Annotated in this window: 19 protein-coding genes; 9 read left to right on the forward strand and 10 right to left on the reverse strand. The window is 66.9% G+C overall.

Annotated features, from left to right (window positions below):
* Positions 1 to 60: 60 nt before the first annotated feature.
* A complete protein-coding gene (mntR, locus tag AC5P6X_RS12415; protein ID WP_014037494.1) occupies positions 61 to 531 on the reverse strand; it encodes a manganese-binding transcriptional regulator MntR in 471 nt (156 codons plus the stop codon).
* Positions 532 to 647: 116 nt separating this feature from the next.
* Between mntR and AC5P6X_RS12420 the strand changes: the two genes are divergently transcribed.
* Positions 648 to 1,979, forward strand: coding sequence for an Nramp family divalent metal transporter (locus AC5P6X_RS12420; protein WP_049451614.1), 1,332 nt, complete (start codon positions 648 to 650; stop codon positions 1,977 to 1,979).
* Between the two features lie 111 nt (positions 1,980 to 2,090).
* Here AC5P6X_RS12420 and AC5P6X_RS12425 read toward each other — a convergent pair whose 3' ends face one another.
* The 4 genes from AC5P6X_RS12425 to AC5P6X_RS12440 all read right to left on the reverse strand — a co-directional run bounded on the left by AC5P6X_RS12425 (position 2,091) and on the right by AC5P6X_RS12440 (position 6,423).
* On the reverse strand, positions 2,091 to 2,417 hold the full coding sequence (locus AC5P6X_RS12425; RefSeq protein WP_049451616.1) for a thioredoxin family protein: 327 nt from the start codon (positions 2,415 to 2,417) through the stop codon (positions 2,091 to 2,093).
* Entirely contained in the window at positions 2,389 to 2,856 is a 468-nt protein-coding gene (locus tag AC5P6X_RS12430; RefSeq protein WP_012480523.1) for a flavodoxin, read from the reverse strand. The genes AC5P6X_RS12425 and AC5P6X_RS12430 overlap by 29 nt, the downstream gene beginning before the upstream one ends.
* Before the next feature lie 25 nt (positions 2,857 to 2,881).
* Positions 2,882 to 3,922 carry a ribonucleotide-diphosphate reductase subunit beta gene (locus tag AC5P6X_RS12435; protein WP_049451617.1) on the reverse strand — a complete coding sequence of 347 codons (1,041 nt, stop codon included), beginning with the start codon at positions 3,920 to 3,922 and terminating at the stop codon, positions 2,882 to 2,884.
* A 137-nt stretch (positions 3,923 to 4,059) separates the two neighbouring features.
* Complete coding sequence (locus AC5P6X_RS12440; protein ID WP_108270443.1) at positions 4,060 to 6,423, reverse strand: ribonucleoside-diphosphate reductase subunit alpha; 2,364 nt, start codon at positions 6,421 to 6,423, stop codon at positions 4,060 to 4,062.
* Positions 6,424 to 6,854: 431 nt separating this feature from the next.
* Between AC5P6X_RS12440 and AC5P6X_RS12445 the strand changes: the two genes are divergently transcribed.
* Both AC5P6X_RS12445 and AC5P6X_RS12450 read left to right on the forward strand, forming a co-directional pair.
* Positions 6,855 to 7,832, forward strand: a complete 978-nt coding sequence (locus AC5P6X_RS12445; RefSeq protein ID WP_088437022.1) for a zinc-binding dehydrogenase — start codon at positions 6,855 to 6,857, stop codon at positions 7,830 to 7,832.
* A gap of 316 nt (positions 7,833 to 8,148) precedes the next feature.
* Positions 8,149 to 10,776 (forward strand): TonB-dependent receptor, encoded by a 2,628-nt coding sequence (locus AC5P6X_RS12450; protein WP_169448416.1) that lies wholly within the window; start codon positions 8,149 to 8,151, stop codon positions 10,774 to 10,776.
* Between the two features lie 109 nt (positions 10,777 to 10,885).
* Here the strand turns inward: AC5P6X_RS12450 and betT are convergent, their stop codons facing one another.
* Positions 10,886 to 12,865: a choline BCCT transporter BetT gene (betT, locus tag AC5P6X_RS12455; RefSeq protein WP_187757560.1), complete on the reverse strand. Its 1,980-nt coding sequence runs from the start codon at positions 12,863 to 12,865 to the stop codon at positions 10,886 to 10,888.
* Positions 12,866 to 13,060: 195 nt separating this feature from the next.
* Positions 13,061 to 13,441: a VOC family protein gene (locus tag AC5P6X_RS12460; protein ID WP_187757559.1), complete on the reverse strand. Its 381-nt coding sequence runs from the start codon at positions 13,439 to 13,441 to the stop codon at positions 13,061 to 13,063.
* Positions 13,442 to 13,591: 150 nt separating this feature from the next.
* Here AC5P6X_RS12460 and AC5P6X_RS12465 point away from each other — a divergent pair, with 150 nt between their 5' ends.
* From AC5P6X_RS12465 to AC5P6X_RS12475, 3 genes are all read left to right on the forward strand, one after another.
* Entirely contained in the window at positions 13,592 to 14,110 is a 519-nt protein-coding gene (locus tag AC5P6X_RS12465) for a sigma-70 family RNA polymerase sigma factor (protein ID WP_049451628.1), read from the forward strand.
* Positions 14,107 to 15,051, forward strand: coding sequence for a FecR family protein (locus tag AC5P6X_RS12470; RefSeq protein WP_049451630.1), 945 nt, complete (start codon positions 14,107 to 14,109; stop codon positions 15,049 to 15,051). The genes AC5P6X_RS12465 and AC5P6X_RS12470 overlap by 4 nt, the downstream gene beginning before the upstream one ends.
* 69 nt (positions 15,052 to 15,120) lie before the next feature.
* Entirely contained in the window at positions 15,121 to 18,069 is a 2,949-nt protein-coding gene (locus AC5P6X_RS12475) for a TonB-dependent receptor (protein ID WP_329757294.1), read from the forward strand.
* A 142-nt stretch (positions 18,070 to 18,211) separates the two neighbouring features.
* Here the strand turns inward: AC5P6X_RS12475 and AC5P6X_RS12480 are convergent, their stop codons facing one another.
* Together AC5P6X_RS12480 and AC5P6X_RS12485 are read right to left on the reverse strand one after the other, a co-directional pair.
* Entirely contained in the window at positions 18,212 to 18,535 is a 324-nt protein-coding gene (locus AC5P6X_RS12480) for a DMT family transporter (protein ID WP_012480533.1), read from the reverse strand.
* A complete protein-coding gene (locus AC5P6X_RS12485) occupies positions 18,535 to 18,888 on the reverse strand; it encodes an SMR family transporter (RefSeq protein ID WP_010485170.1) in 354 nt (117 codons plus the stop codon). Before AC5P6X_RS12485 ends, AC5P6X_RS12480 begins: the two co-directional genes overlap by 1 nt.
* A 160-nt stretch (positions 18,889 to 19,048) precedes the next feature.
* Between AC5P6X_RS12485 and AC5P6X_RS12490 the strand changes: the two genes are divergently transcribed.
* A complete protein-coding gene (locus AC5P6X_RS12490) occupies positions 19,049 to 19,900 on the forward strand; it encodes a LysR family transcriptional regulator (protein ID WP_049396525.1) in 852 nt (283 codons plus the stop codon).
* Between the two features lie 462 nt (positions 19,901 to 20,362).
* On the opposite strand, the gene AC5P6X_RS12495 is transcribed toward AC5P6X_RS12490, so the two are convergent.
* Positions 20,363 to 21,283, reverse strand: coding sequence for a M14 family metallopeptidase (locus AC5P6X_RS12495; protein WP_005409981.1), 921 nt, complete (start codon positions 21,281 to 21,283; stop codon positions 20,363 to 20,365).
* A gap of 131 nt (positions 21,284 to 21,414) precedes the next feature.
* Here AC5P6X_RS12495 and AC5P6X_RS12500 point away from each other — a divergent pair, with 131 nt between their 5' ends.
* Together AC5P6X_RS12500 and AC5P6X_RS12505 are read left to right on the forward strand one after the other, a co-directional pair.
* A complete protein-coding gene (locus tag AC5P6X_RS12500; protein WP_099604936.1) occupies positions 21,415 to 23,496 on the forward strand; it encodes a TonB-dependent receptor family protein in 2,082 nt (693 codons plus the stop codon).
* 62 nt (positions 23,497 to 23,558) lie between these two features.
* Positions 23,559 to 25,331, forward strand: a complete 1,773-nt coding sequence (locus AC5P6X_RS12505) for a chloride channel protein (protein ID WP_234411843.1) — start codon at positions 23,559 to 23,561, stop codon at positions 25,329 to 25,331.
* The last annotated feature ends 42 nt before the right edge of the window (positions 25,332 to 25,373 follow it).

A 25,373-nucleotide genomic window follows, 5' to 3' on the forward strand; every position in this document is an offset into this window, starting at 1 on the left:
ATGCCCGGCGAAAGGCATGAACACGGCGACGCGCCCGCCGGGCATGGCCCGGCGCTACCGTTAAGGCGCCCCGCCCTCGGCCTTGCGCACGAACGCCTCGAACAACGCCAGCGTCTGTTCGCTCACGTGGTGCTCGATGCCCTCGGCATCGCGCCGTGCGGTATCCGGGTCCACGCCCAGCGCCAGCAGGAATCGCTCCACGGTCTGGTGGCGCTGGCGGCTGGCATGGGCCAGCGCCTCGCCTTCCGGAGTCAGGAACACGCCGCGGTACGGCCGCTGCACCACCCAGCCATCGCGGGCCAGGCGCCGCAGCATCTTCGCCACGGTGGGCTGGGCCACGCCCAGGCGGGTGGCGATGTCGACCTGGCGGGCCTCGCCGCCGTCGGCCAGCAGGTCCGAGATCAGCTCGACATAGTCCTCCACCAGCTCCATCCGGTGCGCCTCGCGCACTTGCCGGAAGCTCTCGACCTGGCGCTCGGCCTCGATCAAGGGGGTGCTTTTCAGCGATGTCGAATCGTCGGTCTTGCCCACGCCTGCGCCTGTCCTTCCGGGGGATCCGGTGTTGAACCTGAATTCTGGACCAGTGACGCGATAAAGACGATTGTTTCACATTGCTAATGACTATAGCAGGAGCTATATTCGAATCCATGAACACCCTGGCGCCCCGCGACCCTTCGGCCTCCACTCCGGCCAGCCTGGGTGCGCTCAACGCCTCGGTCGCGGTGCCCGACAAGGGCCATTGGTGGTTCCGCCTGCTGGCCTTCCTCGGCCCCGGCTACATGATCTCGGTCGGCTACATGGACCCGGGCAACTGGGCCACCGACCTCGCCGGCGGTTCACGCTTCGGCTACCTGCTGCTGTCGGTCATCCTCGTCTCCAACCTGATGGCGGTGATCCTGCAGGCGCTGTCGGCTCGGCTCGGCATCGCCACCGGCATGGACCTGGCGCAGGCCTGCCGCGCGCGTTACCCCAAGCCGGTGAACCTGGCGCTGTGGGCGCTGTGCGAGGCGGCGATCATCGCCTGCGACCTGGCCGAGGTGATCGGCACCGCGATCGCACTGAAACTGCTGTTCGATCTGCCACTGCTGTGGGGCGCGGTGATCACCGCTCTGGACACGCTGCTGGTACTGCTGTTGATGAACCGCGGCTTCCGGGCGCTGGAAGCCTTCGTGATCGCGCTGCTGATGGTGATCTTCGGCTGCTTCATGGTGCAGATCGCGCTGGCCGCACCGCCGGTGATGGACGTGCTGGGCGGATTCATTCCGCGCGCGCAGGTAGTGACCGATCCGCACGCGCTGTATATCGCGATCGGCATCATTGGTGCCACGGTGATGCCACACAACCTGTACCTGCATTCGTCCATCGTGCAGACCCGCGCCTACCCGCGCACCGATGAGGGCCGTCGCAGCGCGCTGCGCTGGGCGGTGACCGACAGCACCCTTGCGCTGACCCTGGCACTGTTCATCAACGCCAGCATCCTGATCCTGGCGGCGGCGGTGTTCCATGCCAATGGCCGATTTGATGTGGAAGACATCGAACAGGCCCACCAGCTGCTGGCGCCGATGCTGGGGGTGGGCGCGGCGGCAACGTTGTTCGCAGTGGCCCTGCTGGCGTCGGGCCTGAATTCGACAGTGACCGCCACGCTGGCCGGCCAGATCGTGATGGAAGGTTTCCTGCACCTGCGCCTGCCGCCGTGGCTGCGGCGGCTGATCACGCGCGCACTGGCAATCATTCCGGTGGTGGTGGTGATCATGCTGTTCGGCGACCAGGGCGCGGTAAAGCTGCTGGTGCTGAGCCAGGTGGTGCTGTCGATGCAGCTGCCGTTCGCGATCATCCCACTGGTGCGGATCGTGACCGACAAGGTGACCATGGGCGCGTTGGTAGCCCCGCGCTGGCTGGGCGCGATTGCCTGGGTGATCGCGCTGGTGATCGTGGGGTTGAACGTGAAGCTGCTGGTCGACATCTTCAGCGGCGGGTAATGCCAGATCCAGGGGTTGGACCCAGTAGATCCACGCCATGCGTGGATGCCTTTACACGATGCGGGGTCAGAGCCCTTGCCTCTGGCAAGGGATGACCCCACCATCTCCACGCTACAGATGCAACGCGATCGCGGCCTCGATCTGTTGCGGCGACTGGAATCCGGCCAGGCGCGTACGTTCGTCACCGTCACGGAACAGCGACAGCGTCGGCGTCTGCCGCAGCCCCAGCTCCCTGAAGAACGCCTCACCCAGCACTTCCAGCTGCACGCGCAGCAGGGTCGTGCCCTGCCCCGCCACGCTGTTGGCCACCCGGTGCAACGACATCTCCAGCATCCGGCACCCCGGGCACTGGTCCTTGTGGAAATCCACCAGCACCCGCGGGTGCTCGGCCAGCAGCTGATGGAACTGCTCAGGCGTGGTGGCGTCGATGATCTGCATCGGTGTTGCTCCAATAGTGGGCCAGGACCGCGTCGGTCCAGGCCTCGATGGCCCCCGCATGGCGTTGACCATGCGGCATCTGTTCGATTTCCAGCGGCGGATAGTCGCTGCGGAAGTAGCGGATCAGGCGGTGCACGGCGCCGCAGTAATACTCCTGCCCCCACTGCGTTTCGCCGGTGCCGAACACCGCCAGCTGCCGCGGCCGCTCGCCGCGCTCGGCGATGCCGGCCACCCATGCCTTCATCTCCGACGGCGTGCGGCCGGCGTTGTCGGTCCAGCAACCCAGCAGCACCAGGTCGGCCTCGTCGGCCGCCAGCGGCGGCGCCTGGCGCAGGTCGTCAGCCTCCTGCCAGTGAACCGCATGGCCGGCAGCGCGGCAGCGCTCGGCGATCTGCCGGCCGAGTTCGCGGGTATTGCCGCTCAACGAGGCGACCACCACCAGGATGCTCAGCGCGGCGCCGGACTCACAGGTCGTCGAAGCCGTTGTCGACGTTGGTCTTCTTGTAACTTGCATTGCGCATCTCGAAGAAGTCGGTCTTGGTTTCGGTGAAGTTGTCGGCGTAGGCCTTGATCCACGGCATCACGTTGTCGGTGGTATCGCTGTACAGGCGCTCGATGCCGAGCATGCCGGCCATCTTGTTGGCGCGGTACTTCACGTAGCGCACCATCTCGTCCACGTCGATGCCGTCGATGCCATCCAGCACCTCCGACGACCACTGCGTCTCCAGCTCGATGGCATGCTCGAACGATTGGTGTACGTAGGCGGTCAGCTCATTGGTCTGCAGCTCCGGGTTCTCGCCGATGATGGCGCGGATCAGCTCGCTGATGAACTTGGTATGCGCCAGCTCGTCGCGGTTGATGAAGCTGATGATCTTGCCGGTGCCGTTCATGCGGTTCTGCCGCACCATGTTGTAGAAGTAGGCGAACCCGGAATAGAAATTGATGCCCTCCAGGATCGAGGACTGGATCAACGACTTGAGCAGGGTCTCGGCGGTCTTCTCGCGCATGAAATCGTCATACGCCCCCATGATCGGCGCATTGCGCTTGATGATGGTCGGGTGGGTGCGGGCGATCTCGAAGATGCGGTTCTGGTTCGGCAGGTCGGTGATCGAGGCCAGCACGTAGCTGTAGCTCTCGTTGTGGATCACTTCCTGCTGCCCGATGATCGCCGCATTGGCGTGCGCGGCCGGGTCGGTGATGTACTCCGCCACGTTGTAGATGAAGCGGGTCTGCGGTGAATCCAGCGTGGCGAGCAGGCCGATGATCGAGTCGTAGGCGTTCTTCTCGCGTGCGTTCAGCTCGCCGTACTGGCGGGCGTCCAGCTTCATGTCGACCTCGTCGGGAATCCAGAAGTTGGTGGACAGCTCCTTGTAGGCCCGATAGAACGACGGGTACGGGATGTCGTTCCAGTTGAGGATGCCGCTGGTCTGGCCGTTGATGATGCCGGTGCTGCGGTTGGGATGGCGAGGTTCGAGGATCTTGATGCGGTCGAGGGAAGTTGCCATGGTTTTCTGCCTTCGTTCTCTTTCTATCGTGTTGCCGGCCAGCGGCCGGCACTACCGAAGATCACGGGGTTGCCGGCCAGCGGCCGGCACTACCGAAGATCGCGGGGTTGCCGGCCAGCGGACGGCACTACCATTGATCAGCTGGAGCACCACTCGCATTCGCTGATGTCGATGTCGTTGGAGCGCACGTAGTAGGTGGTCTTCAGGCCCTCGCGCCAGGCGCTCAGGTGCAGCTCCAGCAACGTGCTGGCGCGGATGGTGCTGGGCACGTACAGGTTGAAGCTGATCGACTGGTCGACATGGCGCTGGCGGCGCGCGTTCTGGCGCACGCTGGCGAACTGGTCGACCTTGTAGGCCCCCTTCTCGTAGTACGGCCAGGTTTCCAGCGACAGGCCCGGCGCCGCCACCGGCCGCCGGAAGTCCTTCTTTTCCTCGTAGTAGAACGCGCTGTAGATCGGGTCGATCGAGGCCGTGGAGCCTGCAATCTGCGCGGTGCTCATGTTCGGCGCCACCGCCAGCAGCCAGCCGTTGCGCAGGCCGTGCGTGGCCACCTCGTGGGCCAGGCTGTCCCACGCGGCGCCACTGTAGTCGCGGTCACGGAAGTAACGCCCGTTGTGCCAGTCACTACCCGCGAACATCGGGTAGCTGCCCTTCTCCTTCGCCAGCTGCGCGCTGGCCTGGATGGTCAGGAAATTGATGCGTTCGTAGAGCCGGTCGGCCAACGCCTCGGCATCCGGTGATTCCCATTGGATTGCCTGCTGCGCCAGCAGGTGGTGCCAACCGAACGTGCCCAGGCCGATGGCGCGATACTTGCGATTGGTGATCGTGGCCTGCGGCACCGGCAACGCATTGAGGTCGATCACGTTGTCGAGCATGCGCACCTGGATCGGGATCAGGCGCTCCAGTACATCGGTGGCCAGCAGGTCATCCGGTGCGCTGATCGCCCGGCCGAGGTTGATCGAGGACAGGTTGCAGACCACGAAATCACCGGCACGGCGTGTGGTGACGATCTGGTCGCCGCTGACGATCTCCTGGATCATCCGCGTCGGGCTCATGTTCTGCAGGATCTCGGTGCACAGGTTGCTGGAATAGATCATGCCCGCGTGCTTGTTCGGATTCCTGCGATTGACCTCGTCGCGGTAGAACAGGAACGGGTTGCCGGTTTCCAGCTGGCTGAGCATGATCCGCTTGAACAGATCGATGGCCTTCACCGTACGTCGGCTGATGCGCTCATCGGCCACCAGTTCGGCGTAGCGGTCGCGGAAGCTGCCCGAACCGCGCTTCTCGTCATAGACGTCCTGCAGGTACCAACCCTTGGCCTGCTTCACTTCGTGCGGGTCGAACAGGTACCAGTCGGCACGGCGCTCGACCGCCTCCATGAACAGGTCGGGCACGCACACCGAGGTGAACACATCGTGCGCGCGCAGGCGCTGGTCACCGTTGTTCAGTCGCAGGTCCAGGAACGCTTCGATGTCGCGGTGCCAGATGTCCAGGTACACCGCCACCGCGCCCTTGCGCTGGCCGAGCTGATCAACCGACACCGCGGTGTTGTTGAGCTGCTTGATCCACGGCACCACGCCGCCGGAAGAATTGGGCACGCCGCGGATCGGTGCGCCGCTGCTGCGCACATAGCCCAGGTAGGCGCCAACGCCGCCGCCATGCTTGGACACACGGGCGATATCGGTGTTGGAGTCATAGATGCCCTGCAGGCTGTCATCCACCGTGTCGATGAAGCAACTGGACAGTTGCCCACCCACCTTGCCGGCATTGGCCAACGTTGGTGTGGCGACCGTCATGTACAGGTTGGACAGCGCCCAGTACGCCTCGCCGACCAGCTGCATGCGCCGCTCACGCGGTTTTTCTTCCTGCATGAGGTACAGCGCGATGGTCAGCCAACGCTCCTGCGGCAGCTCGTAGACCTCGCGGCTGCGATCGCTGGCCAGATAGCGCGTGGCCAGCAGGTACAGGCCGTTGTAGGCGAACAGTCGGTCGCGCTCCGGATCGATCATCTCGCCGGCCTGCTGCAGCTCTTCCTTGGAATAACAGCGCAGGATGTCGTTGCTGTAGATGCCACGGTCGGCCAGGCTCTCCTGCAGGCCGACATACGAACCGTACTTCAGGCTGACATCGTAGAAGCGGTTGCGGCTGGCGCGCTTGTACAGGCGGCGCAGGTAGATGCGCGCGGCGAACTGCTCCCACTCCGGTGCGACCAGGTCCACGCGCGATTCGGCCTCACGGATCAGCAGATCGACCAGGTCGTCGGCGCTGATGCTCGGTTTGCGCTCGACCATCGCCTGCACCACGCGGCGATAGTCGCTCACGTCCAGCTGCGGGAACTCGGCATGCACGGCGTCGATGCTGCGCTGCAGGCGCTCGGCCTCGAACGGCAGGCGGCGGTTGCCGGCCTCCTTGGTGATCCAGGTCGGCACGCGCTCGCCACCGGCGCGCAAGGCGTCGCCGGCGCCGGCCAGATCGGCCACGCGGAAGGTACTGTCGGTCATGGTGGTGAAACTCCAGGCTCGCACGCGCTTTGGCGGTCGACGCCATGGCGGCCCTGAACGCGATACCGGCGCACGGGGCGAACGGGTGGATTGCCAGGGCACGGGAACGTAGGTCGTCGGCATCTGCCTGCGCCTGCGGCCGGTATCCGGGCCGTGGGGGCGACCTGCGTCCGCACGATGGCGGCCGCGTCGACACGGCAAGCCTTCAGGGGCGGTCCGCGGGACGTTTGCTGCATGTCCGGCGGCGGCGGCTGACCGGGAGTGACGGCCACAACATAGTGGGGATATCCCGAACCGTCAACACAAGATGCGGTAATCAGCACATGTCGCGACGATCAGTCGCAGGATGCCGTGTTGCAGCTGCGGCGCCTTGTCGACAACGCCTGCGTCCCCAGTTCGGTACAACATCCACTTTCCCCGGAACACCGCCCATGCGCGCTGCCCAGTACCCCTCCTTCGGCAACCCGGCCGACGTCCTTGCCATTGCCGATGCGCCGCTGCCTGAGCCCGGCCCCGGCGAGGTGCGCATCCGCACCGTGCTGGCCTCGATCCACAACCACGATCTGCTGACCGTGCGCGGCCTCTACGGCTACAAGCCGACCCTGCCGGCGATCGGTGGCAGTGAAGCGCTGGGCGTGGTCGATGCACTCGGCGATGGTGTCGACGGCCTGCAGATCGGCCAGCGCGTCGCCGCAGCCTCGGTACACGGCACCTGGGCCGAAGCGTTCATCGCGCCGGCACGCATGGTGATTCCGATGCCGGAGGCGATCCCCGACGAAATGGCCGCACAGCTGATCGCCATGCCGCTGAGCGCGCTGATGCTGCTGGAGTTCCTGCACGTCGAGCCGGGCCAGTGGATCGTGCAGAACACCGCCAACGGCGCGGTGGGCAAGTCGCTGGCGATGCTGGCGCGGGCGCGTGGCGTGCATGTAGCCAACCTGGTGCGCAATGCGGATGCCGTCGCACAGTTGCAGGCGCTGGATATCGATCATGTGTTCGACACCTCGGTGGACGGCTGGAAGGATCGCGTTCGTGAAGCAACCGGCGAAGCACAGGCGGCGGCCGCCGTGGATTCCATCGGCGGCGACGCCAGCGGTGACCTGGTCGACCTGCTCGGCCACCACGGCACGCTGGTGTCGTTCGGAGTGATGAGCGGCGAACCGATGCGCATTCCCGCCGGCGGCCTGATCTACAAGGAAGCCACGGTGAAGGGTTTCTGGGGCAGCAAGGTCAGCCAGGCGATGGCGGTGGAGGACAAGCGCCGGCTGGTCGGCGAACTGCTGAAGCGTGCGGGGAGCGGCGAACTGACCCTGCCGGTGGAGCAGATCTTCGCACTGGACGACATCGCCCAGGCAGCGAAGGCTGGCGCCGGTTCGGGCCGTAACGGCAAGGTGCTGCTGCGGCCTTGATGCCTCAGCGGATGGCGCTGTCCCGGTAATGGCGCTGTCCCGGTAGAGTCGACTGTCAGTCGACTCTCGCGCGTAGCGCGGGGGGATAAGGCTTCTTTCCACAGGGAAAGGGCTGTGACCCTGCAGGGTATGCGGACCAACGGTCCGCACCCACCAAAGATCGGTGCCGCACCCACCGAGTGGGTCTGCTCCAACGGAGGCACCGACTTTCGTTAAGAACCTGTGATGTATAACTGAATGCGCTTTCGTCATTGGAAGGCGCACGTGCCTGCGTGCGGTACTGACGGCTCCTCCCCCGTTCGGCGTTGTCGCTTCCATGTACCGCACCACCCTGAACCTGCTTGCCGGCGCGATCGCGCTGGGCCTCACCGCCGGCGCTGCCGGCGCCGCTGAAACCGCCGACACCGGCAAGGACAGCACCACCCTCGGCGCCGTGCTGGTGACCGGCTCCAACATCAAGCGCAGCGATACCGCCGGGCCGAACCCGGTGCAGATCGTCAGCCGCGAACAGATCGAGCAGACCGGCCGCTCCACCCTCACCGACGTGCTGCGCAACCTGTCGGCCAATGCCGGCAACAGCTTCGACGAACAGTACACCGGCAGCTTCGCCGCCGGCTCGGCCTCGATCGGCCTGCGTGGCCTGTCTCCGAAGAACACGCTGGTGCTGGTCAACGGCTACCGCGTCTCCAACTTCGGTTTCGCGCTCAACACCCAGGACACCTTCGTCGACCTCAACGCGCTGCCGATCAGCGCAGTGGAACGCATCGAAGTGCTGAAGGATGGCGCCTCGGCGGTGTACGGTTCCGATGCCATCGCCGGCGTCATCAACATCATCCTGCGAAAGAACTTCCAGGGCGTGGAAGTCGGCGGCGGCTTCGGTACCGCCACTCAGGGCGGCCTGAACGAGCGCAAGGCCAGCCTGCTGGCTGGCTTCGGTGACCTCGAACAGCAGGGCTGGAACGTGCTGTTCGGGCTGGACCTGCTCAAGCGTGATCGCCTCGACGCCGACCAGCGTGCCTACACCCGCAGCGGCGATTTCCGCGACAAGCCCGGCGGTCGCCTGGCCGGTTGGTCCACCGCCGGTGGCAACTGGCTGTCCAACCCGCGCGCACCGCAACCGTTCGCCAACTGCCCGGATGGCAGCCAGCTGCGCCCGTACAGCGATTTCGGCAGCACCCTGCCCGGCCAGGCCTGCGCCTTCAACGCGCAGCCGTTCAAGACCCTGCAGCCCGGCGCCGAGCGCCTGCAGGCGTCGTTGAGTGCGACCTACCGCTTCAACGACAGCGTCGAGGCGTTCGCCGATGTGCTGTACAGCCACAACAAGGCCGACCAGATCTTCAGCGCGCCGCTGACCGTCGGCCCGGGCCTGCGCGCGTACAACCCGGCCACCGGCACCCTGATCGACGTGCCGGCGGTGCTGCCGGTCGGCCATCCGAACAACCCGGGCAGCGTGCCGCTGCCGTTCGAGTACACCTTCTTCGATCTCGGCCCGCGCCTGAAGGACAACACGCAGGTGTTCTACCGTGCGCTGGCCGGCGTGCGCGGCAGCGGCGAGCGATGGGACTGGGAAGTGGCGGCGCTGACCTCGCAGAGCGCGCAGCGCGAATACGTCGACAACTTCGTCAACCGCTACGCGTTCGAGCAGATCCTGCGCGATGGCAGCTACAACTTCCTCAACCCGTCCAGCACGCCGGGGGCGCTGGATGCACTGCGCCTGCAGACCAAGCGTCCGGGCTGGTACAAGCTGCATTCGTTGAACGTGAAGGCCTCGACCTCGCTGTGGGAGCTGCCGGCCGGCGCGGTCGGCTTCGCCTGGGGTGCCGAGTTCCGCAAGGAATCACTGGACGCGCGCACCAGTGCGCAGGTGCTGTCGGGCACCGAACTGCGCCCGGCCATCAACGTGGTCAACGGCGAGCGTCAGGTCAGCGCCGCCTACGCCGAACTGAGCGTGCCGCTGCACCGCACGCTGGAGCTGCAGGTGGCCGGTCGTGGCGACCACTATGACGACTTCGGCAACGCGTTCTCGCCGAAGGTGGCGCTGCGCTGGCAGCCGCTGGACAGCCTGCTGCTGCGTGGTTCGTTCTCGCGTGGCTTCCGTGCACCGTCGCTGCCGGAGATCGCGCCGGGCCAGACCGTCAGCTACGGCTCGGTGATCGATCCGCTGGACCCGCTGCAGCCCGGTGGCAGCCGTGGCGTGACCAACATCCGCACCGGCAATCCGGACCTGAAGGCCGAACGCTCGCGCAACTTCAACGTGGGCGCGGTGTGGTCGCCGGATGGCGATACCAGCATCGGCCTGGACTGGTACCGCATCGAGCAGGACAACCTGGTCAAGCCGGACAGCGCGCAGTTCATCGTCGACAACCCGACGCTGTTCCCCGGCCGCGTGCAGCGTGATGCACAGGGGCGCATCACGTTCATCACCAACCAGTACGCCAACCAGGGCGAGCTGACCACCTCGGGCCTGGACCTGGAAGCCAACCGCACCTTCCGCACCGAAGGCTGGGGCAACTTCACCGTGGCCGGCAGCTGGACCCATCTGCTCAGCTTCAAGCAGCCGCTGGTGGCCGGCCAGGCACCGTATGAAGGGGCCGGCAACAACCGCCACGGCGCACTGCCGCGCACCCGCGGCACCACGTCGTTGAACTGGGCAGTGGGCGACTGGAGCAGCACGCTGAGCCTGCAGTACGTGAGCGGCTACGACCAGCGCGTGGCGACAGCGACCAGCAACCCCGGCCTGCGTGATCGCATCAAGCCGTATCACCAGCTGGACCTGTACGTGGCCTACGAGGGGATTCCCAACACCACGCTGTCGCTGTCGGTGCTGAACCTGACCGACAAGGACCCGCCGTTCGACCCGGCCGGTGGCTCCAATGGTTTCGACATCAGCCAGTACAACCTGCGCGGGCAGTTCATTTCGCTGGGGGCGCGCTACCGGTTCTGATGCGGCAAAGGGGGCGGCGGTGATGGGCCGCCCCGTTCGCGTTGCCGGCCAGCGGCCGGCACTACCATCGAATCCACCGACCGCCGGGGGAATGCCCGGCGGTCGTGCATCACCGGCTCAGGTGCAGGAACTGCAGGTGCCGTTCGTACTGGCTGATGATGTCGTTGATGATCTGCTTGCGGCTGTAGCCCACCAGGTCGTAGTCCTGGCTGCCTTCGAACAAGTGCACCTCGGCGCGGTAGTAGCGCTGGTTGCGCAGCTGCTGGGCGGCGAACGACGGGGTCAGGTAGCCGCTGAGGATCACCCGGTACAGGAAGTCCTGCTGCTCGCCGTGGTTCACCGTCAGCTCCATGTCGCCGGCCTCGAAGCGGGTGGATACATCCCAGCCCTGCCCGCGCAGCTGCTCGGCCACCGCTTCCATCGCCGGCTTCACCGTGTCGTCCATGAAGCGATAGACCTGGTCGCGCACCGGGAAGTGCATGGCCTGGCTCAGGCGCTGGCGCCAGCCCTGGTGATGGCGATCGTCGCCGATCAGCGGCGATGGCCGGTACTGCAGCGCGCGCTTGCGGTGCGATTCGTCACTGAAGGCGCGGGTCAGGCCCCACATCATCAGCAGCAGTACCGCCGAGAACGGCAGCGAGGCCAATACCACTGCAGATTTGAGCGCATCGATGCTGCCAGCCAGCAGCAGCCCAGCAGTCAGGACCGCGATCACCGTGCCCCAGAACACGCGCAGCCAACGCGGACCATCATCCTCCGGCGCACCGCCGTGCGAGGACAGCGTGGACAACACCACTGCCCCCGAGTCGGCCGACGTCACAAAGAAGATGAAGCTGACCAGCACCGTCACCGCGATCACCGTGCGGCTCCACGGGTAGCCATCCAGCAGTGCATACAGCACTGTCGGTGGATCATCCACCGCCAGCTGTGCCAGTTGCTGCTGGCCGTGGTGCAGCACCTGGTCCAGCGCACTGTTGCCGAAGATCGACAGCCACGCCAGGGTGAAGCCCAGCGGAATCAGCAGCACGCCGAACACGAATTCGCGGATGGTGCGGCCACGCGAGATGCGCGCGATGAACAGGCCGACGAACGGCGCCCAGCCGATCCACCAGGCCCAGTAGAACACCGTCCAGCCACCCAGCCATTCCGGCCGGCCGCCATAGGCATACACATCGAAACTCTTGCCGACCACGCTGCCCAGGTAGTCGCCCAGGTTCTGCATCAGCGTGCTGAGCAGGTACTGGGTGGGGCCGGCGCACAGCATGAACAGCACCAGCGCGATCGCCAGCAGCATGTTGATGTTGGCCATCCAGCGCACGCCCTTCTCCACGCCGGAAACCGCCACGGCCACCGCCGCGCCCATCATGCTGACCACCAGGATGATCTGCACCAGGTTGGAGTGCGGGATGTTGAACAGGTGCGACAGGCCCGCGTTGAGGTGCAGCACGCCGAAGCCCATGTCGGCACCAATGCCGAACACGGTGGCAACGATGCCGAGCGCGTCCACGGTGTAGCCGATCGGGCCGTTGATGCGCTTGCCGATCAGCGGATACAGCGCCGAACGCAGCGCCAGCGGCAGGTTGTGACGGTAGGCGAAGTAGGCCATCGCCATCGCCGCCAGCGCGAACACGCCCCAGCCATGCAGGCCCCAGTGCAGGAACAGCAGCTGCATGGCCTGGCGTGCGCCGGCCTCGCCCGCGGCCGGATCGCCCTGCGGCGGCTGCAGGTAGTGGGTCAGCGGTTCGGAAACACAGAAGAAGAACAGGGTGATGCTGATGCCGGCGGCGAACAGCATGCCGGCCCAGGAGAGGTAGCTGAACTCCGGCTCGTCATGGTCGGCGCCGAGCTTGATGCCACCGTATTTGGACAGCGCCACCCCCACCACGAACACCAGGTAGAGGGTCATCGCCAGCAGGTAGTACCAGCCGACATTGAGTGCGGCCCAGTCCTGCGCCTTGACCAGAAGGCGGCCCGCACCGAGCGGGAACAGGCTGACGAACAGCGCGAACGCCACGACAACGATCGCCGCGAAGGCGAACACAGGCCGAAGGGTGCGCACCGGGGATTGTTGCGGCTCCAGTACATCCATGGGGCGGCGTTCTCCGGTAGATCAAAGGGTTAGCCGACCAATTCTGGCTGAACCGCAGTGGACAGAGCATGAAGTTGCGGCCTGTGGTCACAGGCCCGGCCCGCCATTCCGTGTTATCACGCGCGCGCCGAAGCATATCTGCGAGCGCAGCCGCGCGCGGACCGCGTGCATCGCGGCCACGCGCGTACTGTCCAATCACGACATCACATGTACCGCGCACAGCTTGTTGCCATCCGGATCGCGCAGGTAGGCCAGGAACAGCTGGCGCCCGGCGATGCTGCGGATGCCAGCCGGGTCTTCGATGGCCGTACCGCCATGGGCCACGCCAGCATCCTGCCAACCGCGCACGGCCTCGGCACTGTCGAGGGTGAAACCAATGGTGCCGCCGTTGGCATGGCATGCAGGCTGCCCATCGATGGGCGCGGTGACGCCGAACATCCGCCCATCCTTGAAGTACAGCAGCCGACCCTTTTCGTCGAACACACCCGGACGTGCCCCCATCGCGGCGAACAGGGCATCGTAGAAGCGGCGCGCGGCATCCATGTCGTTCGTTCCTACGGTGATGTGGCTGAACATGCGGGCACTCCTTGTGGAAAGCCGCAGTGTCGGCGAGCACGCCGGGCATCGCAAATCCGGCGATCTCTCCTGCTGCGGCATGCGCAGGATTTGTCGTGCGCCGCCCGATCACCCTATAATGGGAATCATTCTCATTAATGACCCGTGCCGATGGCCGTGCCCGCCGCCTCCAGCACCGCGCTGGCGGGGTTCTACCGCGAACACCATGGCTGGCTGCTGGGCTGGCTGCGCCGCCGCACCCACAACGCCGACTGCGCCGCCGATCTGACCCAGGACACCTTCCTGCGCCTGCTCAGCCGGCGCGTCGATCCGTCCGAACTGCGCCTGCCGCGCGCCTATCTCAGCACCATCGCGCACGCGCTGCTGGTCAACCACTGGCAGCGCGCGGACCTGGAGCGCGCCTATCTGACCGCGCTGGCCGCACAACCGGAGCCGGTGCATCCCTCTGCGGAGGAACGTACGCAGGCGCTGCAGCTGCTGCATGCCATCGCTGACATGCTATGCGGGCTGGCCGAGCGGCCACGGCGTGCCTTCCTGCTGGCCCGGCTGTCCGGACTGGGCTATGCGGAGATCGGCCAACAGCTGGGCGTGTCCGAGCGCATGGTCAAGAAGTACATGGCGCAGGCGATGCTGCATTGCCTGCGCCTGTCCGGCGACGCGGCGGCATGAGCGCGGCAGTGGCCGGCCCGGCGCTGGAGCAGGCGGCAGAGTGGTTCGCGCTGCGCCAACAGGGCTGGAGCGACGACGACCAGCAACACTGGCGTGCGTGGCTGCAGGCCGACGCCGGTCACGCCGACGCCTGGCGCCGGGTCGAGGCGGTCTGGCAGTCGTTCGCCCCGCTGTCGGCACCGGCCGCAGCAACGGCGCTCGATGCCGCCGGCCATCGCCGCCGGCGCGCGCTTCGCAGTCTCGGTGGCGCCCTCGGCATCGGTGCGGTCTCGCTTCTCGGCCTGCACGGGCTGCAGGCGCAGCGCCACCTGCAGACGCAACGCACCGCTGCCGGGCGCACCGGTCATTGGACGCTGGCCGATGGCAGCCAGCTGTGGCTCAACGCCGGCAGCGAAGTGACCGTCGACATCGGCAACGGCAACCGCGCCCTGCATCTGCTGCGCGGCGAACTGCTGCTGCAGACCGGCCACCACCCCGCATTCGTCGGGTTGCCCCTGAGCGTGCATGTACCCGGCGCGCGCCTGCAGCCGATCGGCACACGCTTCGCGGTCGGCCGCGAAGCGCAGGACAGCCGGTTGGACGTGTTCGAAGGCGTGGTGCGGTGCCTGCCGATGTTCGGCGCGGCGCTGGATGTGCCTGCGGGAAGTGCGCTGCAGATCGGACCGATGGGGGGACTCACAACGGTCGCTGCCGATCCTCTGCGCGGCGACTGGCAGGACGGACGCCTGCAGGTGCAGGACACGCAACTGATCCTGGTGATCGACGAACTGGCCCGTCACCATCGGGGCTATCTGGGCTGTGATCCGGCACTGTCCGCATTGAATGTCACCGCGGTATTGCCGCGCCTGGACAGCCTGCAGGCCCTGAAATTGCTGGCGCGCGCCCTGCCGATCCGCATCGAGCAGCGCTGGCCATGGTGGACCGTTGTGCGTCCGCGTTGAAATCGCGGTTCCCTTTCTGCGCGCTCGGCGGGCACTACAAGGGAACCCATTGCGGATGTTGCCGCCCCCATGAAACGACCCTGCCCTTCCCCTCGCCCGCTTGCCATCGCGCTGTGCTTGGCCCTGGCCACGCCGTGCCTGTTGCCGGCCGCCGCCCACGCACAGGATGCTGCCGCCGCCTTTCGCTGGCAGATCCCGGCCGGTCCGCTCGACCAGGCCTTGACCGCGTTCGGTCAGCAGTCCGGCCTGTCCATCGCTGCCGATGCGCGCCTGACCCGCGGGCGGCACAGCGGTGGCGTGCAGGCCTCGCTCAACACCGAGGCCGCGCTGGCGGAGGTATTGGCCGGTACTGGCCTGACCTTCCAGCGTGATGCCAGCGGCGTGGTGCTGCAGGCCGCCCCCGCCACCGACGCCGGCGTGCGCCAGATCGGCACCCTGCGTGTGGCCGGCCAGGCCGGCGACGGCGCTTCGCCGTGGGGCCTGGCCGATGCCGATGCCGTTTACCGCGACAGCGGCTCGCGCGTGCATCTGGACCACCAGCAGCTGGAACGCTTCCGCGGCCAGTCGATCGGCGATGTGCTGGCCGGCGCAGTCGGCGTGCACACCGGAGACGTACGCAATGGTGGTGCGCTGGACGTCAACATCCGCGGCCTGCAGGGCCAGAACCGGGTGCCGGTGATCATTGATGGTGGCCAGCAGGCCATCGACGTGTACCGCGGCTATGCCGGCGTGCAGCAGCGCAGCTACCTGGACCCGGACCTGATCAGCGCGATCAGCATCGAGAAGGGGCCGAGCCTGGCCGCCAATGCCGCCAGCGCGATCGGTGGCGTGGTCTACATGGAAACGCTGAAGGCCGAGGACATCCTCGACGACGGCCAGGGCTGGGGGCTGCGCGTGCGTGGCGGCGTGGCCGACAACAGCATCGACCGCACCCGCACCTTCAAGCAGATCGCGCGTGGCAGCGACAACCGCAACAGCCTGCGCGACCCGCGCGACTGGAACGGCAGCGTCGCCTTCGCCCAGCGCGGCGAAGACTGGCAGCTTGTCGCAGCCTACGCACGGCGCCGCCAGGGCAACTACTTCGCCGGCAGCAACGGCGCCCACCGCTACGACGACCAGCACCTGTCCAGCGGCGGTACCGGCATGTCCAGCCAGGCCGTTTCCAAGCTGTACCACCCGGGCGATGAAGTCCTGAACACCCACACCGAAAACGAATCGGCGTTGCTGAAGTTCACCTGGACGCCCAACCCGGACCAGCGCATGGAGCTGAGCCACCGCTTCTTCAACTCCAGCTTCGGCGAAATCATGCCGTCGGCGATCGGCCGCGTGGGCGAGTCCAACGAATGGGTGACCTACGTGGACAAGGCCAACACCATGTTCCAGTTCGAGCCCGGGAAGATGCGGGTCAACGCCACCTCGTTTCGCCATCGTTACCGCCCCGAGGCGCACCCGTGGCTGGACCTGAGCAGCACGCTGTGGTTCACCACCGCCACCAGCCGCATGTTCAACAGCAACATCGCCAACACGCCGCTGTTCAAGGACGTGCCCAACGACCAGATGCCCGACACGCTGGGCGAGACCTACGGCCCGGGCCTGCAGTCGGACGTGAAGACCCGGCGCTGGGGCCTGGACAGCAGCAACACCACCCGCTTCAGCAACGATCTGGGCGACTGGACGCTGCGCTATGGCGCGTCCTTCCAGCACGAAGACACCGCACCGAACTCACCGGTGCTGCCGGTGGACTACAACAACAACCGTTACCTGCGATCGGGCACGCGCCGCGAGGCCAGCGTGGTGGCGTCGTTGCAATGGCAGCCGTGGGACTGGCTGTCGCTGACCGCAGGCGGCCGCTTCATCGACTACCGCACCCGCGACCGCAACCGCGTGGCCTTCGTCAGTGAATCGCGTGACCTGCGCTATACCTTCGCGCGCCTGAGCAAGGGCGGCCAGCTGCTGCCAGGCTGGTACAAGGAGTGGTACCCGGATGCGCAGGGCAACTATACGTATGACTCGCTGCGCGCCACGCCCTATGGCGACAGCACGCTGGGCCAGACCTACGACTTCGACGGCTTCATCCGTGACCCGCGCGGTGCCAACGGCTTCCATACCAAGCAGATTCCCACCGCCTGGGGCTACAAGCCGGCGATCCGTCGCTCCGGCCACGGCGTTGCGCCCTATGCAGAAGCGCGCTTCAACCTCGACGCGGACATGTTCTTCTACGTGAAGTACGCGCAGGGCTGGAAGATGCCCAGTCTGTTCGAATCGACGCTGGGCAACAGCACCTCGGCGCCGGTGGCCGACCTGAAGCCGGAAAAGAACCGCTCCTGGGACATCGGCTTCAGCCTGCTGAAGCAGGACCTGTGGCGCGACGGTGACCGGCTGGCGTTCAAGGTGGCCTGGTTCAAGAACGATATCGACAACGCCATCACCCGCCGCTTCGATTCCAGCAACTGGGCCTTCTACGTCGACAATGTCGACAACTACACGGTGTCGGGCTACGAGCTGCAGTCCGGTTATGACGCCGGCATTGCCTACCTGGACCTGTCGGCCAGCTATTACCAGCGCGCGCGCACCTGCGATGCGGCCACTGCCAAACGCCTGCGCGAAGACCCGTATGCGAAATGGAGCAAGCTGGACACCACGCCGGACTGCGTGGACGGCGGCTTCGGCACCTCGTTCGTCAACGCGCAGAACCCGCCGAAGTACTCGATCCACAGCACGCTGGGCTTCCGCCTGTTCGACAAGCGACTGGATACCGGCATCCGCCGCACCTACAACAGCGGCCCTACCCATGAACTGGACAAGCCCTGGAACACCACCGGCTCGACCGGCCTGCAGAACATCTACCTGCCGACCGCGATCTATGACTTCTATGCGCGCTGGCAGTTCACCCCGAAGGCCGAAGTGGAACTGGTGGTCAGCAACCTGCGCAACACCTACTACATGGACACGCTGGCGATGAGCCTGATGCCGGGCCCGGGCCGCACCACGCGGCTGAACTTCACCGCACGTTTCTAACTGCGGCAGAAACAGCAACGCCCCGGGGAGATCATTCCCGGGGCGCTTGCTTGCGGCGGCTCACGCTCTGGCAGGTGCCAACCTTGGTTGGCACAGCGACTCAGCACTGGTAGGTGCCAACCTTGGTTGGCACGGCGACGCGTTACTTCGCGGTACTCAGCAGCAGCACCGCGACGGTCACCAATGCGATGCCGATCCAGCCGATCGGACGCAGGCGGTTGCCGAACAACAGGCGACCGCAGGTGGCGGTGCCGATCACACCGATGGCTCCCCACATCGCATACGCGGTGGCCAGGTCCATGTAGCGCACGGCCTGGCCCAGCAGGGCAAAGGCGATCCAGACCATGACGATCGCACCGACGCCCCAGCGCCAACGACGGAACCCCTCCGACTTGGCCACCATCATGTTGGCGGCGACGTCGATCAGCGCCGAACAGATCACGAAAAACAGAGCCAGGGTGTTCATCAGTGCGCCTCCCCGAGGGTGACGCAGACGATGCCGACCACTGCCAGCACCAGGCCGGCCAGCTGCTGCAGCGACAGGCTCTCACCGAACACGGTGAGGCCGACTACGGTCAGCAGGGTCAGGCCCAGGCCTTCCCACACTGCGTAGGCCACGCCCACGGCGATGCGGCGCACCGACTGCGCCAGGAAGAAGTAGGACAGCGCCAGTGCGCCGGCCATGATCAGGTAGCCGGTCCAGCCGCCATCGCGGGCGGCATGGGCCATGAACGAGGTGCCGACCACTTCGGCGACGATCGCCACGGTCAGGCAGGCCCAGGCGACCAGCGCGCCACGGGCGGGAACAGTACGGGACATGTGAAGCTCCTTGCAGGGCGGGGACCACGCCGCCTCATCAATGGATCCACGGCATGCGTGGAGGGTCCGGAACGCCCCGCAGACAGGGGCGACGGCGGCCAGTATCATCGCCTTTTACGGTGGAATCAAAATGGATTCCATCGACAGGAGCGATGGATATATGCCCTACTCCCCTGAATCCCTGCAGGCCTTCGTGGAAGCCGCGGCGCTGGGCTCGTTCTCGGCCGCCGCGCGACGGCTGCGCAAGACCCAGTCGACGGTCAGTACCGCCATTGCCCACCTGGAAACCGACCTGGGCGTGAGCCTGTTCGATCGCAGCGGGCGCTACCCGCAGCTGACCGAGGCCGGGCGCCAGGTGCTGGGGCACGCGCAGGAGATCCTGGCTGCCGATGCGCGCCTGCAACAGTTGAGCGTGCGCCTGGCCGCACCGGTCGAAGCGCGACTGACCGTGGTGTTCTCCGATGTCTATCAGCTCGATCCCGAACAGCGGATCCTGCAGCGCTTCTCCGAGGCGTTCCCGGAGATCGAACTGGAATGGCTGGATGCGGAGGGTGAGGACGTGCTGGAGCTGGTCGGAAGCGGCCGCGCCGCACTGGGCCTGCTGCCGCGACAGGAACACTATCCAGATGGCCTGATGGCCCGGCCGCTGGCCCACCACAGCGAACTGTCGGTGTACGTGGCGCGCGACCATCCGCTGGCCAGCGCCGGGCGTCGCGCCGCCGCACAACTGGCGCGGCATCGGCAGGTGCGCCTGAGCGCGGAGGTCGATCAGTCCCGCGTGGTCACCGGCCTGGCCTGGACCGCCACCGACTACCTGATGGTGATGGAGATGGCCGAGGACGGCATCGGCTGGGCCGAGCTGCCCCGCGCGCTGGTGCAACGCTACGACCGCGGGCAACTGGTGGAACTGACCCTGCCCGGGTGGCCGCGGCGCATCCACAGCGACCTGCTGTGGCGCCGCGACACGCCTCCCGGACCGGCCGCACTATGGTGGGCCGACGCGCTTGGATGAGGTAGTGCCGGCCGCTGGCCGGCAATCCCAGTGTCCCGTGGTTGCCGGCCAGCGGCCGGCACTGCCGATCAACGATGGGCGAGCGCGTAGTCCAGCGCCGAGCACACCGCCGCCACCTGCGCGTCGTTGCACTGCTGTGGCGTCGCGACACCCCGCCGGGACCGGCCGCACTGTGGTGGGCCGACGCACTGGGATGAGGTAGTGCCGGCCGCTGGCCGGCAATCCCAGTGTCCCGTGGTTGCCGGCCAGCGGCCGGCACTGCCGATCAACGATGGGCGAGCGCGTAATCCAGCGCCGAGCACACCGCCGCCACCTGCGCGTCGTTGCACTGCTGTGGCGTCGCGACACGCCTCCCGGACCGGCCGCACTATGGTGGGCCGACGCGCTTGGATGAGGTAGTGCCGGGCGCTGGCCGGCAATCCCAGTGTCCCGTGGTTGCCGACCAGCGGCCGGCACTGCCGATCAACGATGGGCGAGCGCGTAGTCCAGCGCCGAGCACACCGCCGCCACCTGCGCGTCGTTGCACTGCTGCGGGGTTGCCCGCGGGCTGTCCGGGTAGACCTCGGTGGTGGTGGTGTACTTCGCACCGGTAATGCCGGCGCACAGGCCCAGCTTCACCAGCGGGTACTCGATCACGCCATGGGCCACCACCGGCGAACCGATGATCTCGCCCTTGTCGTCGGCCGGCGCGATGTGGGTGACCTTCTCCACCGCGGCGATGACCGCCTGCTGGAAGGCCGGTTGTGGGTTCTCGCTGTCGTCCACCAGGTAGAACCCATCGGGAATCAGGCCCGGCTCGAACGGCTTGCCGTCACGCGCGGCCAGCGCCGGGCGGAACTCGCTCTCGTCGCTGTCGGTGGTTTCGTGCAGGTCGATGTGCAGCACGAACTGGCCCTTGTACGGCGCGATCAGTTCGATGACGGCGGTCGATTCGCGGGCCGGGCCGTCGGCGCGGAAGTTGCGGTTCGGGTCGATCGCATCGAAGTTCCAGCGGTTGATGCGCTCGAAGCCCCACGGATTCACGCACGGCGTCACCAGCAGGTTGGCCTTGCCGGCATAGTCGGCGGCGTGCTTTTCGAGGAACTCCAGCGCGCCCATCACGCCGCTGGTCTCATAGCCGTGCACGCCACCGGTGACCAGGGCAGCCGGCAGCGCCGGGTTCCAGTCGCGGCTGCGCAGGGCGAACAAGGTGTAGGTCTCGCCCGCGTAGTCGAGCTGGCCGTAGGCCACCTTGTCAAAGCGCGAAGCCAACGCCTCGATGCGCGGCAGCACCTCTTCGTCATAGCGACGCAGGCGCTGCTGGCGGCCACGCCACGCCTCCCGCTCCGCCGCTCCCCACGGCTGGCCAGGGGTTCCGACGGGGTAGAAAGCAGCTTGGGACATGGCGGATCTCAGCGAGTCAGGAAGCAATCGCCCACTCTACCACCGGGGCATCGGCATGAACCGGAGGCGCATTCCAATAGCGAATGGAATCAGCAATAATTCTCATTTACGACCTTCCACAACCCGCACCGATGCCCATTCACGCCCTGCAACCGGCCCGCCTGTCCCTGGCTGCCGCCCTCGCCCTGTGCCTGCTCCCGGCCACCCGTGCCTTCGCCCAGGACGGCGCCACCACGCTGGACAGCATCCAGGTTTCCGGCAGCTGGCTGGGCACCGGCCTGCATGACAGCGTCAAGAGCTTCGCCGGCGCGCGCACGGTGGTCGACCGCCAGCGCATCGAGGCCAGCGGCGCGGCCAGCATCGGCGATGCCATGCGCCGCATCCCCGGCGTGCAGGTCACCGACAACTCCGGCACGGCCGGCAGCTCGGTCTCGCTGAACATCGGCGTGCGCGGCCTGACCGGGCGCTACTCGCCGCGCTCGACCGTACTGCTGGACGGCGTGCCGCTGGCGGTGGCGCCGTATGGCCAGCCACAGCTGTCGTTCGCACCGACCAGCCTGTCCAACATCGAATCGATCGACGTGGTGCGCGGCGGCGGCGCGGTGCGCTACGGCCCACAGAACGTGGGCGGCATCATCAACTTCAGCACCCGCGCCATTCCGACCGGCGCGGGCCTGCACGGCGAAGCGGGTGTGCGCTACAGCGCCTACGACCATGGCGGCGGTGACAGCACCCAGTACAACGCCTTCCTCGGCGGCACCGGCGGCAACGGCCTCGGCGCGGCGCTGCTCTACTCCGGCCAGGACGGGCGTGGCTGGCGCCAGGGCAGCGATGACCGCTTCAACGACCTCGCGCTGAAGTTCGCCTATGCCATCGACGAACAGCAGGAACTGCGCGCCAAACTGTCCTACTACGATGTGCGTTCGCTGACCCCGGGCGGCCTGACCCGCGCCCAGTACCAGGCCGATCCGTTCCAGAACACCCGCCCCACCGATTTCTGGAAGGGCCACCGCACCGGCATCGACCTGGGCTACACCAACACGCTGTCGGCCAACAGCGAGTTCGAGGTGCTGGCCTATTACAACGAAAGCAGCCGCGCCAGCTCGCTGATCAACGCCGCCAACACCCAGCTGACCGTGCAGCCGCGTGACTACCGCGTGCTCGGCATCGAGCCGCGCTACACCCAGCGCCTGCACTGGGGCGCCAGCGTGCACGACATCACCGCCGGCTACCGCTTCCTGCGCGAACGTGGCAACGACCGCAGCTACACCGTCACCCGCCGCACCGGCGTGGCCAGCGCCACCAACCGCTTCGACAACGCCACCGACGCCCACGCGTTCTACATCGACGACCGCATTGCGATCGGCCAGTGGCGGATCACCCCGGGCGTGCGCATGGAATGGATCGACATGGACCGCCGCCAGGCCGGTGGCACGGCGACCTTCAGCAGCCGCAACGACAAGGCCCTGCCCTCGCTCAACATCGCCTACCTGCTGACCCCGCAGCTGACCGTGTTCGGCAACTACACCACCTCGTTCGGGCCGGTGCAGAACATCCAGCTGAATTCGCAGACCGCCAGCAATCCGCTGAACCCGGAAATCGCCAAGACCACCGAACTCGGTGCGCGCTGGCAGGACGGTGCACTGCGCGCGGAAGTAACCGTGTTCAAGATGCGCTTCGACAACCAGATCCTGCAGGTGCCGGGGATCACTCCGCCGACTTTCCAGAACATCGGCGCCACCGATCACAAGGGTGTGGAGAGCGCACTGGAATACCGCTTCGCCGAGGACAGCGCGCTGGCCGGGCTGGAGCTGTACGCCAACTACACCTGGACCAAGGCGATCCAGCAGTCCGGCGACAACCGTGGCCTGGACGTGCCCTTCTACGCGCGCGACACCGACAGCGTCGGCGCCCGCTACGCACTGGCCGGCTGGACCTTCAATGTCTCCAGCACCCACCAGAGCGGCCAGTACGCCGACGCCGCCAACACCTGGGCCGAGAGCGCCGATGCGCGCGTGGGCCGCGTGCCGGGTGTTCGCCTGTGGAACGCGCAGGTGGCCTGGCAGGTGCCGGGACTGGGTGACAGCGAGATCGCACTGGGCGTGAACAACCTGGCCGACAAGCGCTGGTACACCCGCAATGTCGATGGCAACGCCGGCCGCATGGTGGCCGCGCCGCGTACCTTCTACGTGCAGGGCCACTACCGCTTCTGAAGCGGTAATCGCCCGATGCAGTGACGGTGGCGATCACGGTGGCAGCGTATCATGCCGCCACCATGTCACCGTCTGCTTTGCCATCGCGCCTGCATCTGGCCTTCCAGGGCCTGCGCCTGCGACTGCGTGGCAGTGATCTGTGGTTCATCGCACTGGCGCTGCTGGTCGGCCTGATCGCCGGCTACCTGACCCTGCTGCAGTCGGGCATCGCGCGCTGGTTGCAGGGCACGCTGTATGGGCTGGACGAAGGCATGCGCCTGAGCTCCCTGCCCTCGCTGACCTGGACCGCGCTGCTGGTGCTGCCACTGGGCGGGCTGCTGGTCGGCCTGGTCAGCCTGGCGGCGACGCGGCTTAAGCGCCCCCTGCTCGATGCGGTGGAAGCCAATGCCCTGCATGGCGGCCGCATGTCGATGCGCGACAATCTGATCGTGCTGACCCAGACCCTGCTGTCCAATGGCTGCGGCGCCTCGGTCGGGTTGGAGGCTTCGTATACGCAGATGGGTGCCGGCAGCGGCTCGCAGCTGGGCCGGGTGATGCGCCTGCGTCGCAACGACGTGCGCATCCTGGTCGGTGCCGGTGCCGCCGGTGCCATCGCCGCCGCCTTCGGTGCGCCATTCGCTGGTGCGTTCTATGCCTTCGAAATCGTCATTGGCGCCTACACCCCGGCCGCACTGGCACCGGTGGCCGTCGCCGCGCTGGCCGGTGCGTTCGTGGCCGACCAGGCTGGCATCGAGGCCTACCTGCTGCCCGCTGCCTCTACCATCGACGTGCGTGCCGCCGACTACGCCATCTACGGCCTGCTCGGCTGCTGCTGCGCGATGGTCGGCATTGTCATCATGCGCCTGATCGCTTCGATCGAAGGCACGGTCAAGCGCAGTCCATTGCCGCTGTGGGGTCGCCCGGTGGTGGGCGGCCTGCTGCTGATCCCGCTGGCCCTGGCCAGCCCGCAGGTGCTCTCGTCCGGCCATGGCGCGCTGCACCTGGACCTGACTACCCACCTGCCGTTGATCTGGATCGGCGGCCTGCTGACCCTGAAGTGCCTGGCCTCCGGCATCTCTCTCGGGTTTGGTTTCCGTGGCGGCCTGTTCTTCGCCTCGCTGTTCATGGGCACCCTGGTCGGCGCCCTGTTCGCCGGCCTGCTGGCGATGGCCACCGGCGTGCCGGTGGTCGACGCCACGTCCGCTGCGCTGGCCGGCATGGCAGCGTTGGCTGCGGCGGTGGTCGGCGCGCCCATGACCATGGCCATGCTGGTGCTGGAAGGCACCCACGACTTCCTGCTGACCAGCGTGGTGATGAGCGCGGTGCTGGTGTCCAGCACGCTGGTACGGCAGTGGTTCGGCTACTCGTTCTCGACCTGGCGCATGCACCTGCGCGGCGAGACCATCAAGAGCGCCCGCGACGTCGGCTGGGTGCAGAACCTCAACGCCGGCCGGCTGATGCGCAAGGGCGTGGCCACCGCGCCGGCCGATCTCGATGCCGCCGCGTTCCGCCAGCGCTTCCCGCTGGGCTCGGGCAGCCGGGTGATCCTGATCGACAGCGAAGGCCACTACGCCGGCATCGTGCAGATTCCGCGCGTCTACGGCGACGGCGTGAAGCCGGAAACCACGATCGGCGAGCTGGCCGAGAACCGTGGTGTGTCGCTGTCGCCGGCCGCGGACGTGGTCAGCGTGATGCAGCGCTTCGACCAGACCCAGGCCGACGAACTGGCCGTGGTCGCCGCCGACGGCCTGGTGCTGGGCGTGGTCTCCGAAGCCTTCGTACGCAAGCGCTACGCCGAGGAACTGGACAAGCGCCAGCGCGAACTGATGGGCGAGCGCGTCGAGGACACCGACTGACCCCGCAAAAAGGGGACGGAGGGGATTAAGTCGTTTCTGGTA

It is taken from the genome of Stenotrophomonas sp. YJH_SMC_40, assembly GCF_059368615.1.